14 protein-coding genes are annotated in these 14,564 nt (G+C 64.1%); 5 read left to right on the top strand and 9 right to left on the bottom strand.

Annotation, left to right across the window (positions count from 1 at the left end; all coding sequences use genetic code 11):
• Positions 1 to 38: 38 nt before the first annotated feature.
• The 6 genes from H276_RS0120500 to glnT form a co-directional block, all read right to left on the bottom strand.
• Positions 39 to 1,370 carry an IS256 family transposase gene (locus H276_RS0120500; RefSeq protein WP_026356883.1) on the bottom strand — a complete coding sequence of 444 codons (1,332 nt, stop codon included), beginning with the start codon at positions 1,368 to 1,370 and terminating at the stop codon, positions 39 to 41.
• A gap of 88 nt (positions 1,371 to 1,458) precedes the next feature.
• Positions 1,459 to 2,106 carry an XRE family transcriptional regulator gene (locus H276_RS0120495; RefSeq protein ID WP_019973157.1) on the bottom strand — a complete coding sequence of 216 codons (648 nt, stop codon included), beginning with the start codon at positions 2,104 to 2,106 and terminating at the stop codon, positions 1,459 to 1,461.
• 1,007 nt (positions 2,107 to 3,113) lie between these two features.
• Positions 3,114 to 4,448, bottom strand: a complete 1,335-nt coding sequence (locus H276_RS0120490) for an FMN-binding glutamate synthase family protein (RefSeq protein WP_019973156.1) — start codon at positions 4,446 to 4,448, stop codon at positions 3,114 to 3,116.
• The gene (locus H276_RS0120485; RefSeq protein WP_019973155.1) at positions 4,448 to 5,131 is read right to left on the bottom strand and encodes a protein glxC; all 684 of its coding nucleotides are present in this window, start codon (positions 5,129 to 5,131) and stop codon (positions 4,448 to 4,450) included. Before H276_RS0120485 ends, H276_RS0120490 begins: the two co-directional genes overlap by 1 nt.
• Positions 5,119 to 6,015: a glutamine amidotransferase gene (locus H276_RS0120480; RefSeq protein WP_019973154.1), complete on the bottom strand. Its 897-nt coding sequence runs from the start codon at positions 6,013 to 6,015 to the stop codon at positions 5,119 to 5,121. Before H276_RS0120480 ends, H276_RS0120485 begins: the two co-directional genes overlap by 13 nt.
• Positions 6,016 to 6,033: 18 nt before the next feature.
• On the bottom strand, positions 6,034 to 7,356 hold the full coding sequence (gene glnT, locus H276_RS0120475; protein ID WP_026357242.1) for a type III glutamate--ammonia ligase: 1,323 nt from the start codon (positions 7,354 to 7,356) through the stop codon (positions 6,034 to 6,036).
• Positions 7,357 to 7,933: 577 nt separating this feature from the next.
• Between glnT and modA the strand changes: the two genes are divergently transcribed.
• Entirely contained in the window at positions 7,934 to 8,710 is a 777-nt protein-coding gene (gene modA / locus H276_RS0120465; RefSeq protein ID WP_019973152.1) for a molybdate ABC transporter substrate-binding protein, read from the top strand.
• A 2-nt stretch (positions 8,711 to 8,712) separates the two neighbouring features.
• Here the strand turns inward: modA and H276_RS0120460 are convergent, their stop codons facing one another.
• The 3 genes from H276_RS0120460 to H276_RS0120450 are packed head-to-tail and all read right to left on the bottom strand — an operon-like array spanning position 8,713 to position 11,586.
• A complete protein-coding gene (locus H276_RS0120460; protein ID WP_019973151.1) occupies positions 8,713 to 9,873 on the bottom strand; it encodes a cation:proton antiporter in 1,161 nt (386 codons plus the stop codon).
• Between the two features lie 9 nt (positions 9,874 to 9,882).
• Positions 9,883 to 10,260, bottom strand: coding sequence for a hypothetical protein (locus H276_RS0120455; RefSeq protein WP_019973150.1), 378 nt, complete (start codon positions 10,258 to 10,260; stop codon positions 9,883 to 9,885).
• A gap of 15 nt (positions 10,261 to 10,275) precedes the next feature.
• A complete protein-coding gene (locus tag H276_RS0120450) occupies positions 10,276 to 11,586 on the bottom strand; it encodes a carotenoid oxygenase family protein (protein WP_019973149.1) in 1,311 nt (436 codons plus the stop codon).
• 58 nt (positions 11,587 to 11,644) lie between these two features.
• Here H276_RS0120450 and H276_RS0120445 point away from each other — a divergent pair, with 58 nt between their 5' ends.
• The 4 genes from H276_RS0120445 (at position 11,645) to H276_RS0120430 (ending at position 14,564) form a co-directional block, all read left to right on the top strand.
• Entirely contained in the window at positions 11,645 to 12,166 is a 522-nt protein-coding gene (locus H276_RS0120445) for a PadR family transcriptional regulator (RefSeq protein WP_019973148.1), read from the top strand.
• A gap of 90 nt (positions 12,167 to 12,256) precedes the next feature.
• A complete protein-coding gene (locus H276_RS0120440) occupies positions 12,257 to 12,976 on the top strand; it encodes a PadR family transcriptional regulator (RefSeq protein WP_019973147.1) in 720 nt (239 codons plus the stop codon).
• Positions 12,977 to 13,008: 32 nt separating this feature from the next.
• Positions 13,009 to 13,887 carry an oxidoreductase gene (locus H276_RS0120435; RefSeq protein WP_019973146.1) on the top strand — a complete coding sequence of 293 codons (879 nt, stop codon included), beginning with the start codon at positions 13,009 to 13,011 and terminating at the stop codon, positions 13,885 to 13,887.
• Complete coding sequence (locus H276_RS0120430) at positions 13,884 to 14,564, top strand: hypothetical protein (RefSeq protein WP_019973145.1); 681 nt, start codon at positions 13,884 to 13,886, stop codon at positions 14,562 to 14,564. Before H276_RS0120435 ends, H276_RS0120430 begins: the two co-directional genes overlap by 4 nt.

Here is a 14,564-nt window from a genome sequence, read left to right as displayed (position 1 = left end):
CGGGACTGTCCGATTAACGGTGTAAGCGGCGTGTTCTGTTAGGCAGTTTCGCTTCCCGGCATGCGGTCGGCGAAGGTGATCGCGAAGGCATTCAGTGCTGGTTTCCAGCGCATCGTCCACCGCTTCTGGCCGGTCCCGGTCGGGTCCAGTGACCGGGTGACCAAGTATAGGCATTTCAAGGCGGCCTGCTCAGTCGGAAAATGTCCACGGGCCCGGATCGCACGGCGATAGCGGGCATTCAAGGATTCGATGGCGTTGGTTGAACAGATCACCTTCCTTATTTCAGTGTCGTAGTCCAGGAACGGAATGAACTCACTCCACGCGTTGCGCCACAACCGAATTGCTGCCGGATAGCGCTGTCCCCATTCGGCTTCGAAGGCATCCAACGCCGCCGCGGCGGCCTCGGCGTTGACCGCGGTATAGATCGGCTTGATGGCCTTGGCGATCGCATCACGATGCTGGCGCCCGGCGTAACGGAACGTCCCGCGGATCAAGTGAATGACACACGTCTGCACGACGGTGTCGGGGAACGCCGCACCCACCGATTGCGGCAGTCCTTTGAGGCCGTCGCAGACCAGGAAGAAGATGTCGGCCACGCCGCGGTTCTTCAGTTCGGTCAGCACCGAGAGCCAGTACTTGGCCGACTCGCCGTCACCCTCACCTGCCCACATACCCAGCACGTCACGATGGCCGGCCAGATCTACCCCGATGGCCGCGTAGATCGGCCTGGGACCGACCTGGCCGTCGCGGATCTTGACGTGCAGAGCGTCGATGAACACCGCGGCATACACCCGCTCCAGTGGACGCGTATGCCAGGCTGTCATTTCCTCGACAACGCGATCGGTGATCCGACTGATGGTGTCCTTGGAGACCTCGGCGCCGTAGATGTCGCTGAAATGGGCGCTGATCTCGCCTGTGGTCAGCCCACGGGCATACAGCGACACGATCACCTCGTCGACGTCGGTGAGGCGCCGTTGGCGTTTCTTGACGATGTGCGGTTCAAAGGTGCCGGCCCGGTCGCGGGGCACGTCGATCTCGATATTGCCGCACGAGTCGGTGAGTACGGTTTTCGAGCGGGTTCCGTTGCGGGAGTTACCGCTACCGTGACCCGCGGGGTCGTGGCGGTCATACCCCAGATGCTCGGAAAGCTCCTCATCCAACGCGGTTTCGATGACCGTCTTGGTCATCGCCTTCAACAGCCCACCCGGGCCGGTCAGTGCAACACCGGCCTCCCGGGCCTGGCGCACCAGCTCCCGGGCCACCTCGAGTTCATCGACCTCACGGCCGCGCGGGATATCAATCGCCGCCGGAGCGGGATCGTCATAGTCATTCTGCGATGGCTCCACAGCCACGACAGTCTCGGTCATCAGGTGACCTTTCCGCCCCCGACACACCGGGGGCTTTAAGGCCACTTACACCGTTACTGCGACACTCCCCGACCATCCAGAGATCCGCCGTCTAGAGGTGAGAGTCGGGGAAGGTGATCACCGACAGGAACCTGATCGGCAGCTGTATTAGGTCCAATGGCCCGTGCGTGCCTTCACCGTCGAGCAGGAGCGAGTCACCGGGGTGCAACCGGTACACCGAGCGGCTGTGGCTGTAGTCCATCACGCCATCGAGCATGTAGATGAATTCAGTACCGGGATGTTGAAACAGCGGGTACGTCCGGCTCTTTTCGGTCAGCGTGACGTGCAGGCATTCCAGCCGCTTGTGCTCACCTCGCAGGGAGCCCAGCAGCTGGTACTCGTGGCCCACGCGCGTGCCGTCGCGCGCGATTCTCGCGCCGGTGCCGGCTTCGACAAACGCAGCGGGGCGCTCCACATCCGAGCCGCGGAACAGCGACGTTACCGGCACATTGAGCCCCTTGGCGAGCAGCGACAACGTCGACAGGCTGCATGAGGTTTGGGCATTCTCGATCTTGGACAACATCGCTTTGGAGATGCCGACCGTGGTAGCCATCTCGCCAAGGGTCAGACCCTGTTGCAGGCGCAACTGCCGGACATTGCGCGCGATAGCTGTTTCGAGTTCGAGCGCCTCGACAGACTCGTCCGGACCGCGATCCCTCGCGATACCCGAGACGTTGCGCAGGAGCGAGGCGTCGGTCACCCCTCCACTGTAGTTTCTCGATCAATGTCAAGTGATCACTGCAATTATATTGGGCGGCTTGGGATAGAGGGCCGGCCAAGCGTTGGGCGGGCGGTCGAGATCTAGAATCCCCTGGGGAAAGTGGCCACGGCCAGCTTGCTTCCGCGGTGATTTTCAAAGTGTGCCCGTAGGTGACGGAACATTTTTCGCTCGCCGAATGCCCACGCCGACGATTGCAGAAACACATCCAATTATCAACTGCTGCAACCAGTTCCGGGTCGAAGCGGAAAGCGCGGCGGTAGTTGCAATTGTGTTTGGATGTTGGCCACAGTGATCCGTCACCGGCATTGTGCCAGTAGATGCGGTGGCATCCGTGGAGCGGCGCAGCCCGTGCGCGGGCGCTGCCGAGACCTGGACAGAGGCTGTGTACTGACTGCCAGGATCCGAGTGCAAGATCACATTTTCGACACGCGAGCCGCGCATAAACATCGCCCTCATCGCGGCTTTGAGCGTGTATGGGCTAGGGCCGTCGATATTCCAGCTCAGCCATGATCTTGGCGCGGTGGCGTGGCGAGCTTGCCTTAGATGCCCGCCCAGGTTGATCCGTCCACCGTCGAAGACTGCCGAGCAATCCAAGGACACCACGTTGTTCGGGAAAAGCCTCCGCATACTTTGCTGATAAGCCATCGAGGGAAAGCGGCTTGATTTCAACAAGATTCGGTAGTCGACCTAGTAAGCGGATAGGCACGCCGCTAGCCCCGTCCTCGGCGACGACACGAGTGGGGAGCGAGTTGAGTAGGTCGTACTCACTGTTGGGACGGCTTTGACATCTGCCGCAGAATCCAGAAGAGCTTGCGTCCAACAGACGCAAGCTCGGTCAACGAATTGCGGTCCCCGACAACCACATTCATAAATCAGATGAGTGGCGCACGCTATGCGAGCGCCGAGAGCGGTGATTCCACCGTCCGGGGAACCGGACGGTGGAATCACCAACTCTTGTTCAACTCAGTAGGCCGTACCAGGGAATCTCAGTAAGCCGTACCGGGGACCCACGAGGTTCCGGCGAGCGGGATGCGAGACATCGCCGCCGCCTCAACCGTCAAGGACACCATGTCCTCGGGCTCCAGGTGCTGCACGTGCGCCTTACCGCAAGCGCGTGCGACGACCTGGAGTTCCATCGTCAACACCCGCAGGTAATTCGCCAACCGACGACCGCCCTCGATCGGGTCGAATCGGGCTGCCAGGTCGGGATCCTGCGTGCTGATGCCCGTCGGATCCTTTCCGTCCTGGAAGTCGTCGTAGAAGCCGGCGGCACTGCCCAGCTTCTCGTACTCAGCGGCGTACCGAGGATCGTTGTCGCCGAGAGCGATCAACGCAGCGGTTCCGATGGCCACCGCGTCGGCGCCCAGCGCCAATGCCTTGGCAACGTCGGCACCGTTGCGGATGCCGCCGGAGACGATCAGCTGGACCTTGCGGTGCATACCCAGTTCCTGCAGCGCCCGCACAGCCAGCGGAATCGCGGCCAGCGTAGGAATACCGATGTGTTCGATGAACACTTCCTGGGTTGCCGCGGTACCGCCCTGCATGCCGTCGACGACGACCACATCGGCACCGGCAGCGACAGCGAGCTTCACGTCGTAGTACGTGCGGGTAGCACCCACCTTGACGTAGATCGGCTTTTCCCAGTCGGTGATCTCACGGATTTCCGCGATCTTGATGGCCAGGTCATCCGGGCCAGTCCAGTCGGGATGCCGCGACGCCGACCGCTGGTCGATACCCTGCGGGAGGGTACGCATTCCAGCGACGCGCTCGGAGATCTTCTGACCCAGGAGCATGCCGCCGCCACCCGGCTTGGCACCCTGCCCGAGCACAACCTCGATGGCGTCTGCTTTACGCAGGTCATCGGGGTTCATGCCGTAGCGCGACGGGAGGTACTGGTAGACCAGGTTCTTCGACTGGCCCCGCTCCTCCGGCGTCATACCACCGTCACCAGTCGTGGTGGAGGTGCCCACCGCGCTGGCGCCACGGCCCAGGGCCTCCTTGGCACGTCCGGACAGCGCACCGAAGCTCATGCCCGCGATGGTGATCGGAATGTCAAGGTGCAGCGGGTATTTCGCGAACCGGTCACCAAGCACGATGTTGGTGGCACACTTCTCGCGGTAGCCCTCGAGGGGGTAACGCGACACCGACGCGCCGAGGAACAGCAGGTCGTCGAAGTGCGGCAGCTTCCGCTTGGCGCCCCAGCCACGGATGTCGTAGATACCCGTGTCGGCGGCCTGTTGGATGGCGGCGATCGTAGTCCGGTCAAAAGTGGCGGACTCGCGCAGGCCAAGCCTGGCCCGGTCGTCGTCTGTTTGGCTCATCAGTATGCTCCGGCGTGGTCGACGTGGAAGTGGTAGAGGTTGCGGGCAGACCCGTACCGCGTGTAGGAGGCAGTGTCGTCATCCTCGAACCCTGCCGCCTTGAGCAACTTGGCGAGCTCCTCGTGGTGCTCGGCCCGCATCTCCTTGGCGACACAGTCGGCGCCCAGTGATGCGGCGTTGCCGCGCAGGTAGATCCGCGTCTCGTAGATCGAGTCACCGAGCGCTTCGCCGGCGTCGCCGCGGATCACCAGGCGTCCGGCCTGCGCCATGAAGGCACTCATGTGGCCGACGCTGCCGCCCACCACGATGTCGACACCCTTCATCGAGATACCGCACCGCGCCGAGGCGTTGCCCTCGATCACGAGCAGTCCCCCGTGCGCAGTCGCACCCGCGGACTGAGAGGCGTTGCCCTTGACCCACACGGTGCCGCTCATCATGTTCTCGGCCACGCCGGTGCCGGCATTTCCGTTGATGGTGATCTCGGCCTGCTGGTTCATACCCGCGCCGTAGTAGCCCAGGTGCCCGTTGACCGTGATCTTGACCGGTGCGTTGACACCGACCGCGACGCTGTGCGCCCCGAACGGGTGCTCGATGATGAACTCACCGGACAGATCCGGCGCATGCAGGGCGGCGTTTACCTCCCGCAGTGGCGTCTTTTCCAGGTCGAATATCAACGGCTCCATGCGTACACCACCTCGGGCTCAGGTTCCCAGATCTTTGCGTTCTCGACACCCGGCAGATGTGCCAGGGCACGGTATTCACTCGCCACCGCGACCAAGTCGGGGGTCTCGGCGATCACGGCAGGCTTGCACGAGATTGCATCGCGCACGACCGCGAACGAGTCGTGGTTCGACACCAGCAGGGTGTAGAACCCATCGAAGGTGGCACAAAGCTCCTTCAATGCGGTTTCGACGTCACGACCCTTCGCCAGCTCATGCGCCACGAAGCGGGCGCCCACCTCGGTGTCGTTCTCGCTGTCGAAGTGCACACCTTCCCGGCGCAGATCCCGGCGCACGGTGGCGTGGTTGGAGAACGAACCGTTGTGCACCAGGCACTGCCCGGTACCCACCGCGTAGGGGTGGCACCCGGCCGGGGTGACTGCAGACTCGGTGGCCATGCGGGTATGCCCCACACCCTGCCAACCCTGCGCCTTCGGCAAGCCCCAGGCTTCCGCGAGGGTCCGCGGAGCACCCACGCCCTTGAGCACCGCGAGGTCGGCGCCGAAGCCGGCAACCAGCGCGTTGGGGAGGGCCTCACGAGCGGCGGCGAGCAGCGCCTCGGAGTCGATCGACGCGGTCAACAGGTAAGTCGCGTCGAGGACGCGCACGTTGACCTTGACACCCGCCTTTTCGCCGACGAGGGCTGCAACCTCGTAATCCGGGGCGTCAACCTCGAGCAGCGACACGACACCCTGTCCGGACGGCGTCCAGTTGGGGTCTCCGTAGACAGCGACACCCGCTGAATCCATTCCACGGTCGGACATTTCGCACAACATCCCGGTGAGCAGTTCGCCCAGCCTCGGATACAGTTCGGGGTTGCGCAGATGCAGCCCCACGATTCCGCACATTTGTTTTGATCTCCCTTCTTAGAAAGCCGTCAGGTATTCGTCGATTTCCCACGAACCGATCTGGCTGTGGTAGGTGAAGAATTCGTCTCGCTTGAGGTCGGCGAAGTACTTGGAGACGCCCGCCTCCTTACCGGCCGCGTCCAGAACTTCCATGATCACGGGATCGGACTCAAGCGTTTCCACGGCGTGGAGCAGAGTTACCGGCAGCGCGGGCCGCGAGGTCGCCTGCGCCCCCATCTCGCCGGGATCGACCTTGTTGGCGATTCCATCGAGGCCGGCGCCGAGGGCTGCCGCCGCCGCCAGGTACGGATTCGCGCACCCGCTGCCGCCACGCAGCTCGATGCGCTGGTTGTCGGGAATGCGGACGTAGTGCGTGCGGTCGTTGCCGCCGAACGTCGGGCTGTTCGGCGCCCAGGACGCGCCCGAACTCACCGCGACCGCGCGGGTCCGCTTATAGGAGTTGACGGTCGGCGCGATGATGGCCTGCAGCGCACTCGCGTGCTCGAGTATGCCGCCGATGAAGTGGTAGGCGGTGTCCGACAGGCCAAGGCCTCGATCGTCGGTGTCAGTGGGGAACACGGGTGTCCCGGCACTGGTCAGAGAGATGTGCAGGTGCAACCCGCTGCCGGTGCGATCGGAGAACGGCTTCGGCATAAACGTGGCGATCATGCCGCGCTCTTCGGCGCTCATCGCCAACAGGTAGCGGAGCGTCACCACCCGGTCAGCGGTGACCAGAGCCTGGTCGTATTGGAAGTTCTGCTCGAACTGACCGTTGCCGTCCTCGTGGTCGTTGGCGTAGTTGCCCCAGCCGAGCTGGTTCATCGCCGCGGAGATCCCCGAGAGGTGCTCGTACATCCGGGTCAGGCCGCGGACGTCATAACATGGGTTGGCCGCCACGTCCTGGACGTCTGCGGTGGTGAGGGAGCCATCCTCGTTGCGCTTAAGCAAGTAGTACTCGACCTCAGCGCCCATCCACGGCTCGAAGCCGGCGTCGGCGGCGCGCTTGACCATCGCCTTGAGGATGTTGCGGGGCGCGTACGGCCACAGCTTGCCCTCGACGTACATATCACAATGGACCAGCGCCAGCCCTTCCTTAACAAAAGGAATCGGGGTGAACGACACCGGATCGGGAATTGCGATCAGATCGGGGTCTTTAGGCTCCTGTCCCATGGCCCCGGCGGCGTAGCCGGCGAAGCCCACGCCTTCCTTGGTGAGTTCATCGATGGCTTCGACCGGTACCAGCTTGGCACAGGGCTTTCCTCGCAAGTCCACAAACATTGCAAGGATGAACTTCGTTCCTGACTTTTCAGCCAGGGTAGCAAGTTCGAGGTCAGGGGACATATTTATGCACCTTGTCTCGTGGTAGGAATCAACGTATACCGCTAGTAAACACCAGCTGAAACGTTTGGGCAAGAGAATTCAGCAAGGCAAATTTCCACAGACTGCCGACGCTCCAGTGCGGCGGAAGTGCCTCGGGGCCAGTATCACCGATGAACCGTCACGGAGTGGCAGATTTCACTGATTGAGGTCCGATCGGAGCCGACCTGCGGTCGACGACTCCGCGGGACTTTATGCAGTGTCGTACAGGCGAGATGCAGTGTCGTACAGGCGAGCCGTTGCCCGATCTCGTCCAAAGGCCGCCTGAACCGCCGCTTCGGTTTCCTTACTCCTGACTCCTGGTCGAGACCGTCTCCATGGTCGAGACCGCAGCCACGAACAAATCCGCCGCCCGAGTCCGCAGATGCGGTTGTTTGGTCCTGGCAGTGGTAGTGCACTGGTAGTTACGCTGACGCCGTGCCCCGGCACATCCGGATCCGCGAGGCCGCCGAGCTGCGGGTCGGCAGCGTGGCTGTCGCGGTGGTCAAAGCACAGTGATCGTAGAAGCACAGTGATCGTAGAAACCCCCGAAAGGAATCTCATGACCCGTGTGCGTGCGCTGGCCATCGCCGGTGTGATGGTGCTGGCCGTGACCACCGGCTGCCAGTCCAATTCCACCTCGGAACCCAGCTCGGCGTCCGAAGCCGGCTCGATCACGGTGTTCGCCGCGGCGTCGCTGAAGTCCGCATTCACCGAGATCGCCAACCAGTACAAGACAGACAACCCGGGCTCGTCCGTGGAGTTCTCGTTCGCGGGGTCCTCGGACCTGGTCACGCAGTTGACCCAGGGCGCCACCGCTGACGTGTTCGCGTCGGCCGACGCTCGCAACATGGACAAGGCCGCCCAGGCCGGTCTGCTCGACGGCAACCCGGTCAATTTCGCGACCAACACGCTGACCATGGTGGTGGCGCCCGGGAACCCCAAAGACATCACGTCATTCCGCGATCTGACCAAGCCCGGCGTCAGCGTAGTGGTGTGCGCCCCACCGGTGCCGTGCGGCGGAGCGACGCAGACTGTCGAGAAGGTCACCGGTATCACGCTGGATCCGGTCAGCGAGGAGTCCTCGGTGACCGACGTACTCAATAAGGTCACCACCGGGCAGGCCGACGCCGGAGTCGTCTACGTCACCGACGCCGCCGGGGCGGGTGACAAGGTGACCGCTGTGCCGTTCCCCGAGGCCGCCGAGGCCGTCAACACCTACCCGATCGCGGTGCTCAAGCAGTCCAAGAACGCTGCTGCGGCCCATCGCTTCGTCGACCTCGTCACCGGTGAGGCCGGCCAGAAGGCGCTTGCGAAAGCGGGATTTGCCAAACCCTGAGTTCAGGCCGCCTCCGGTGGTTGCTTAGCGGCCGCCGAGCGCGCGGCCAGCGCCCCGGCGACTGACGTCGTCGCGATGGTGATGAGCGCCCCGAGCATCATCGCCGACCCCTCCCCCGGCCTGAGCAGATGTTGTTCATTGCCCAATGTCGCGGCGGCCACGGGCACCCCCAACTGCGCTGCCGAGAACGCCGCCAGCGACAACGACTGGCCCGTCAACCGACCCGCAGTGTGGGCGAGCACGGCACCGAAACCCAGCGCAGCGCCGAGCACGATGAGTTTGGGATCGTGGCCGAGTTCGCGCACCTGTAATGAAGCCCCCAGCCACACGAAGAACAACGGCCCGAAGAACCCGTCGGTGATGCCGAAGAGCTGCCGGGCCAACCGGCGTGGCTCACCGATCGCCGATATCACCAGCCCCAGCGCGAAGCCGGCCAGCATGATCGAGACGTGGGTCGCGACAGCGACAGCCGCGAGCGTGAACAAAAGGATCAAGCTGATGCGCAATTCGAGGGCGAACTCGTGATCCTCGGAGTAATGGTGCAGTCGTTTCCTCAGTCCGGCCCGGTTCTCGGCCCACAGCAACACGTACACCACCACGGCGCAGCCGGCGATGGCCAACGCCCCCAGAGCCGCCCGCGGGGCTTGCTGAATATCGATTACCAAGGGCAGCAAGATAATCGACGCCGCATCCGCGATGGCGATCTGGGCCGTGACCGAAAGCACCTGTGGGCCCTGCAACCGCAGCCCGTCGATCACCGGTAGGGCAAGCGCCGCCGAAGACGACGCCATCAGCACGGCATACATCAGCGCGTGAGCAGTGCCGAACGCCCGGGCCAGCACCACGCCGAGCACCGCGGCCACCGCACCCACCAGCAGTGCTCGTACCAGCGCCTTGGGAATCGCGCTGTGCAGGGTGGTATCTCGCACCGGAACGTGAGTGCCGACAACGAACATCACCAGCGCGAAGCCGATGTTGGCCAACAACGAGAAGGTCGGGTCGGTGTCGTCGATGACACCGAGTCCGGTTCTACCGAAGATGATTCCGGCCAGTAGCTCGCCGATCACCACCGGGATCCGCATCCGCGGCACCGATGCCAGTGCCGGGCCGGTGAGCCCGATCACCATGATCAGTGCGAGCGTGCCGAAGCCGATGCCCGTCATGTCAGCACATCACGACTGCCACGACACCAACCGGCACGGTATGTCGGTGTTCTCGTCGGTCAGGTAACTCGCACACACGCGGTGGTAGCCGTCGGCCACCTGCAGCGGTGAACCTTTGCGCGCGTCGCCACGCACCAGCAGGATCGGCGACAGCTTCTTGCCGCCAGTGATCTTGGCCAGGTCAGCGCGGACATGAACATTGGTCTCGGGCAACAACGTCAGCCCGGCCGCCCGCAAAATGTCCTTGGCCTTACGGGTGACCGGCGGCGCCTTCTTCAGCGCCGACACCGTCTTGTCGACCGCGTCGGACTCGGCCACGAGCGACAGGTAGTCCGCGGCCGCGTCGAAATCATGATCTTCGGGCTTGTCGAGCCATTTCACCACCATGGCCCGATACGTTACTTATCCGCTGATCCAGTTGCTGTGGAATCCGTAGGGAACACGCTGCGGCAGCGCGATTTTCGCCACCGGCTTGCCAGTGAAGGCACAGGCATCGAGGATCACCAGATCGCTGCCGTCACGTTCGGGATCGTAGACGTAGCCGAGATACCACCCGTTGCTTTCGCCGGCCGGACCGGCACCGGGAACGAACACCGCCTCACCGGGACCGCCGGAACCGAGGTCGTGGCGAACCGCGTCACCTGTGGTCAGGTCGTAGCGAATCCAGGCTTTTGCGCCGACGGCAACGGAGTAGCGGGCATCCAGTCCGGCGAGGCGGTCGTCGATCCGTGGGAACTCCACGCCGGCATCGTCTAGCTGACGCTCGCTGACGGTGCCTGCCGTCAGGTCGATTCGCCATTCCCACAGCACCCCCTCCGCGTCGAATCCACCGTTGTCCCGCCACAGTTCGGGGTAGCGGACCGCCTGCAGCACAATCGAATTGCCGATCTCATGCGCATTCACCACGTGAAAGACATAGCACGGGTCAATATCGAACCAGCGGATCGGGGCGTTCGGATCGTCGCGGCGCATGACGCCGAAGCGGGCACCGTAGTCATCGCTCCACCGGTAGGGCATATCACCGTCACCCTTGAGCGCGACGTCGAGATCGAACACGACCGGCAGGTCCATGAAGATGACGTGCCCGGAGGTCATCGCGAAATCGTGCATCATGGTGTGCGCCTTGACATCCACCGCTCGGTTGACGGTGAGTTCGCCGGCGGCGTCGGCCCGGTGATAGGTGACGTACGGCTCGAAAATGCTGCCGTACCCGAAGAAATGAAGTTCCCCCGTCGTAGGGCAGATCTTGGGATGCGCTGTCATCGAGTCGATGAGCTTGCCACCGAAGTCGTAGGCGCCCACTGTTTCCAACTCGTTGGTGATCTCGTACGGCAACGAACTCTCCACCAGCGCGAGGGTTCTCCCGGCGTGGTTGACCACGTGGGTATTGGCGACCGCGGCCCGCAAGTTACGGCTGCCGTCGGCGTTGTAGAGCGGGAAGTCCTCGATGAAGCTGTCGGTGCGCACCCAGCGGTTGCGATACCACTTGGCGGCGCCACCTTCGATGCGGACGCCGTGAATCATCCCGTCTCCGGTGAACCAGTGGGCGGTCGCCTGGCGTGGGTTCGGTCCGTTGCGCAGGTACCAGCCGTCGAGTTCGGGCGGGATGGCACCCTCGACGGGCAGGTCATATTCAGTGAGTTCGTCGGCGACGGGCGCGTAATTGCCGCGCCGGAAGAATTCGGTTTCACCGATGGGCAGGGCTGAGGTCATGGCATCCACGGTGACACTCCACTACTGACATGTCAATAGTGGAGGTTAAGATGCTCCCATGAGTTTGCGAATGGCCACACTCGGCCTGCTGGCCCAACACCCGGGCAGCGGATACGACCTGCTCAGACGGTTCGAGAAATCGATGGCCAACGTGTGGCCGGCCACGCAGAGTCAGCTCTACGGTGAGCTGAACAAGCTGGCCGCGGCGGGCTTGATCGAGGTATCCGACATCGGGCCGCGTGGTCGCAAGGAGTACCGGGTCACCACAGCCGGCCGGGAAGAACTGATGGAATGGATCCGCAATCCTGCCGACGATCCGCCGGAGCGCAGCGCTGAGTTGCTGCGGGTCTTCTTGCTGGGCGAACTGCCTCCCGACCAGGCGCGCGAGCACCTCCTGGCGCTGGCCGGCCACTGCTCCGCCGAGGTGGACCGGCTCAAGGCCCTCGAAGCCTCGATCCCCTGGACCGACGACGTGGCAGATTTTTATGGGCACGCCGCGTTGGAGTTCGGCCTGCGTATCAACACCGTGCAGGCGGAGTGGGCGAGCTGGCTGGCCGGCCGCTTGGACGAGCCACGTTGATTTGATCGTTGCATCGCGATAGCTTCCGATATATCGTTAATGCATCGGAAGCGCATCCGACGCTTCCCGTCGAAAGAGAGAACCTCACCCATGAACACCCCATTCACACCCCCCAATCCCCCCTTCGGCCCGGGCGGCTTCGGTTTCGGCTTCGGACCCGGCGACCGTCGGGCCCTGCACGATGAGCGGCGCCGCGCCCGGCGCGAGTTCCGCGATCACGTCCGCGAAGAGTCCGCAGGCCATCACGGCCCGTTCGGTCGCGGCTTCGGTGGTCCCGGTTTTGGCCCAGGCTTCGGTTTCGGCCCCGGCTTCGGTCCGGGTTTCGGCCCCGGCTTCGGCGGCGGCCCCCGTGGCCGCGGACGTAACGGCGGCCGCGGCAGGCGCGGTGACGTCCGCGCCGCCATCCTCAAACTGCTGACCGAGCGTCCCATGCACGGCTACGAGATGACCCAGCAGATCGCCGAACGCAGCAACAATCTGTGGCGGCCCAGCCCGGGCTCGGTCTACCCGACGCTGCAGCTGCTGGTCGACGAGGGCCTGATCGCCCCGGCCGAAAGCGAAGGCAGCAAGAAGACTTTCGAGCTGACCGACGAAGGCCGCGCGGCCGCCGAACAGATCGAAACCGCGCCCTGGGACGCCATCGCCGAGGACGCCGACCCCAACGCCGTCAACATGCGCGCCGCCGTCGGCCAGCTGATGGGCGCCGTCGCACAGTCGGTGCACACCGCGAGCGAAGAACAGCAGCAACGCATCCTCGACATCGTCAACGTCGCACGCCGCGAGATCTACCAGATCCTCGGCGAGGAATAGCCGGCCACGAAGGTCTGCGTAGGCTGACCGGCATGCAGACCTTCCCCCTAGGTCCGTTCGCGGTGTCGCGCGTCGGGTTCGGTGCCATGCAATTGCCCGGGCCCGGCGTGTTCGGCCCGCCGCGGGACCGCGAGCAAGCTCTGTCGGTGCTCCGACGCGCTATCGAGTTGGGCGTCAACCACATCGACACCGCACAGTTCTACGGACCCGCCGTCGCCAACGAGTTGATCCGCGCCGCGCTGCACCCCTACCCGTCGGACCTCGCGCTGGTCAGCAAGGTCGGCGCCCGCCGCGATGAGCAGGGGCAGTGGTTGCCGGCCCAGGATCCCGGCGAATTGCGCCGCGGGATCGAGGACAACCTGCGGACCCTCGACATCGACCGGCTGGCCGCGGTGAACCTACGCATCCACGACGGCAACGGGATCGGCGCCGCCACCACCGTCGACCACGACCTGTTCGAGCGGCAACTGACGGCTATGATCGCGGCCCGCGACGAAGGATTGATCGACGGCATAGGCCTCAGCAACATCTCCCCCGAGCATCTGCGGATTGCCTTGGGCCACACCGCAATCGCGTGTGTACAGAACGCTTACAACATCATCGACCGGAGCGCGCAGCCGGTCCTGGACCTGTGCGTCGAGCACGGTATCGCGTTCGTTCCATTCTTTCCGCTCGGTTCGGCATTCGATCCGAACAGTCCCGTGCTCGGCAACGACATTGTCCGGCAGGCCGCAGGCGACCTCGGCTACACGCCGGCGCAGATCGTGTTGGCATGGACACTATCGGTCGCGCCCAACGTCCTGCTGATTCCGGGAACGTCGTCACCGGCGCACCTGGTAGAGAACCTTGCGGTGGCGGATATCTCGCTGCCCGAAGACATCTCGGACCGGCTGGACGGCGTGAGCAGATGACCGAAGAAATCACCGCATACATCGTTCCCGCCCTCGTGGCCGTGCTGGCGGCTGTCGGCGCCACCATCGGCGTCCAGTTCCGTGACGTCGACGCCTACGCGCGTCGACGCGGATTCTGGCAGTGGCTGCTCGTGTTGCTCGCCGCGTTGGCGACTTTAGGGGCCACCAACTCGGCATCCGGTGTCGGGAATCTGCTTGAGGCCACCTTGTTGGCGGTGCTCGCGATGGCAGCCACAATCTTCGCGCACGTGATGTGGCGCAGGCGAGTTCCCGATGCCGAACCCCGCACCCAGAGGCTCGCAGTGGCCGCCGCGGCCCTGGCCGTGGTCATCGTCGCCGCTTCGGTGACGCTCACCTACCTTTCCGGCAAGGGCTGCCGCCAGGCCCAGCCCCTGGTGCAGTCCAGCCGGGCAAGTTCCGGTCTGATCCTGCCGTCGTTCTCCGCCAACCAGGGTCCGACGGTCGGCGACTTCAACGAATGGGCCAAGGTGATCGGCGACCAGGCGAAGCAGGTGACTTCGGGCAAGGCTGCCGAACATGCCCGACGGCTGGGTGATTTGGCCGGCCAGATCGCCGAGGCTGAGCGGACCAACGACAAGGGTCGCCACGCCATGCTGGGCGTGCAGTACTACGACGAGCTCAAGGGTCTGTTGATGGCCTGCCCACTGCCGCGGTGA

Origin of the sequence: Mycobacterium sp. 141 (assembly GCF_000382405.1) — a bacterium.
GTDB lineage: Bacteria > Actinomycetota > Actinomycetes > Mycobacteriales > Mycobacteriaceae > Mycobacterium.
The sequence above is the reverse complement of the archived record's forward strand: the minus strand, read 5'-3'. Positions and strand labels throughout refer to the sequence as shown.

Coding starts and splice junctions, on each gene's coding strand:
- glnT (WP_026357242.1), bottom strand. CDS start 7,356: ATGTCCCCTGACCTCGAACTTGCTACCCTGGCTGAAAAGTCAGGAACG.
- H276_RS0120485 (WP_019973155.1), bottom strand. CDS start 5,131: ATGGAGCCGTTGATATTCGACCTGGAAAAGACGCCACTGCGGGAGGTA.
- H276_RS0120435 (WP_019973146.1), top strand. CDS start 13,009: ATGCAGACCTTCCCCCTAGGTCCGTTCGCGGTGTCGCGCGTCGGGTTC.
- H276_RS0120455 (WP_019973150.1), bottom strand. CDS start 10,260: ATGGTGGTGAAATGGCTCGACAAGCCCGAAGATCATGATTTCGACGCG.
- H276_RS0120450 (WP_019973149.1), bottom strand. CDS start 11,586: ATGACCTCAGCCCTGCCCATCGGTGAAACCGAATTCTTCCGGCGCGGC.
- H276_RS0120460 (WP_019973151.1), bottom strand. CDS start 9,873: ATGACGGGCATCGGCTTCGGCACGCTCGCACTGATCATGGTGATCGGG.
- H276_RS0120440 (WP_019973147.1), top strand. CDS start 12,257: ATGAACACCCCATTCACACCCCCCAATCCCCCCTTCGGCCCGGGCGGC.
- H276_RS0120430 (WP_019973145.1), top strand. CDS start 13,884: ATGACCGAAGAAATCACCGCATACATCGTTCCCGCCCTCGTGGCCGTG.
- H276_RS0120490 (WP_019973156.1), bottom strand. CDS start 4,448: ATGAGCCAAACAGACGACGACCGGGCCAGGCTTGGCCTGCGCGAGTCC.
- H276_RS0120445 (WP_019973148.1), top strand. CDS start 11,645: ATGAGTTTGCGAATGGCCACACTCGGCCTGCTGGCCCAACACCCGGGC.
- modA (WP_019973152.1), top strand. CDS start 7,934: ATGACCCGTGTGCGTGCGCTGGCCATCGCCGGTGTGATGGTGCTGGCC.
- H276_RS0120480 (WP_019973154.1), bottom strand. CDS start 6,015: ATGTGCGGAATCGTGGGGCTGCATCTGCGCAACCCCGAACTGTATCCG.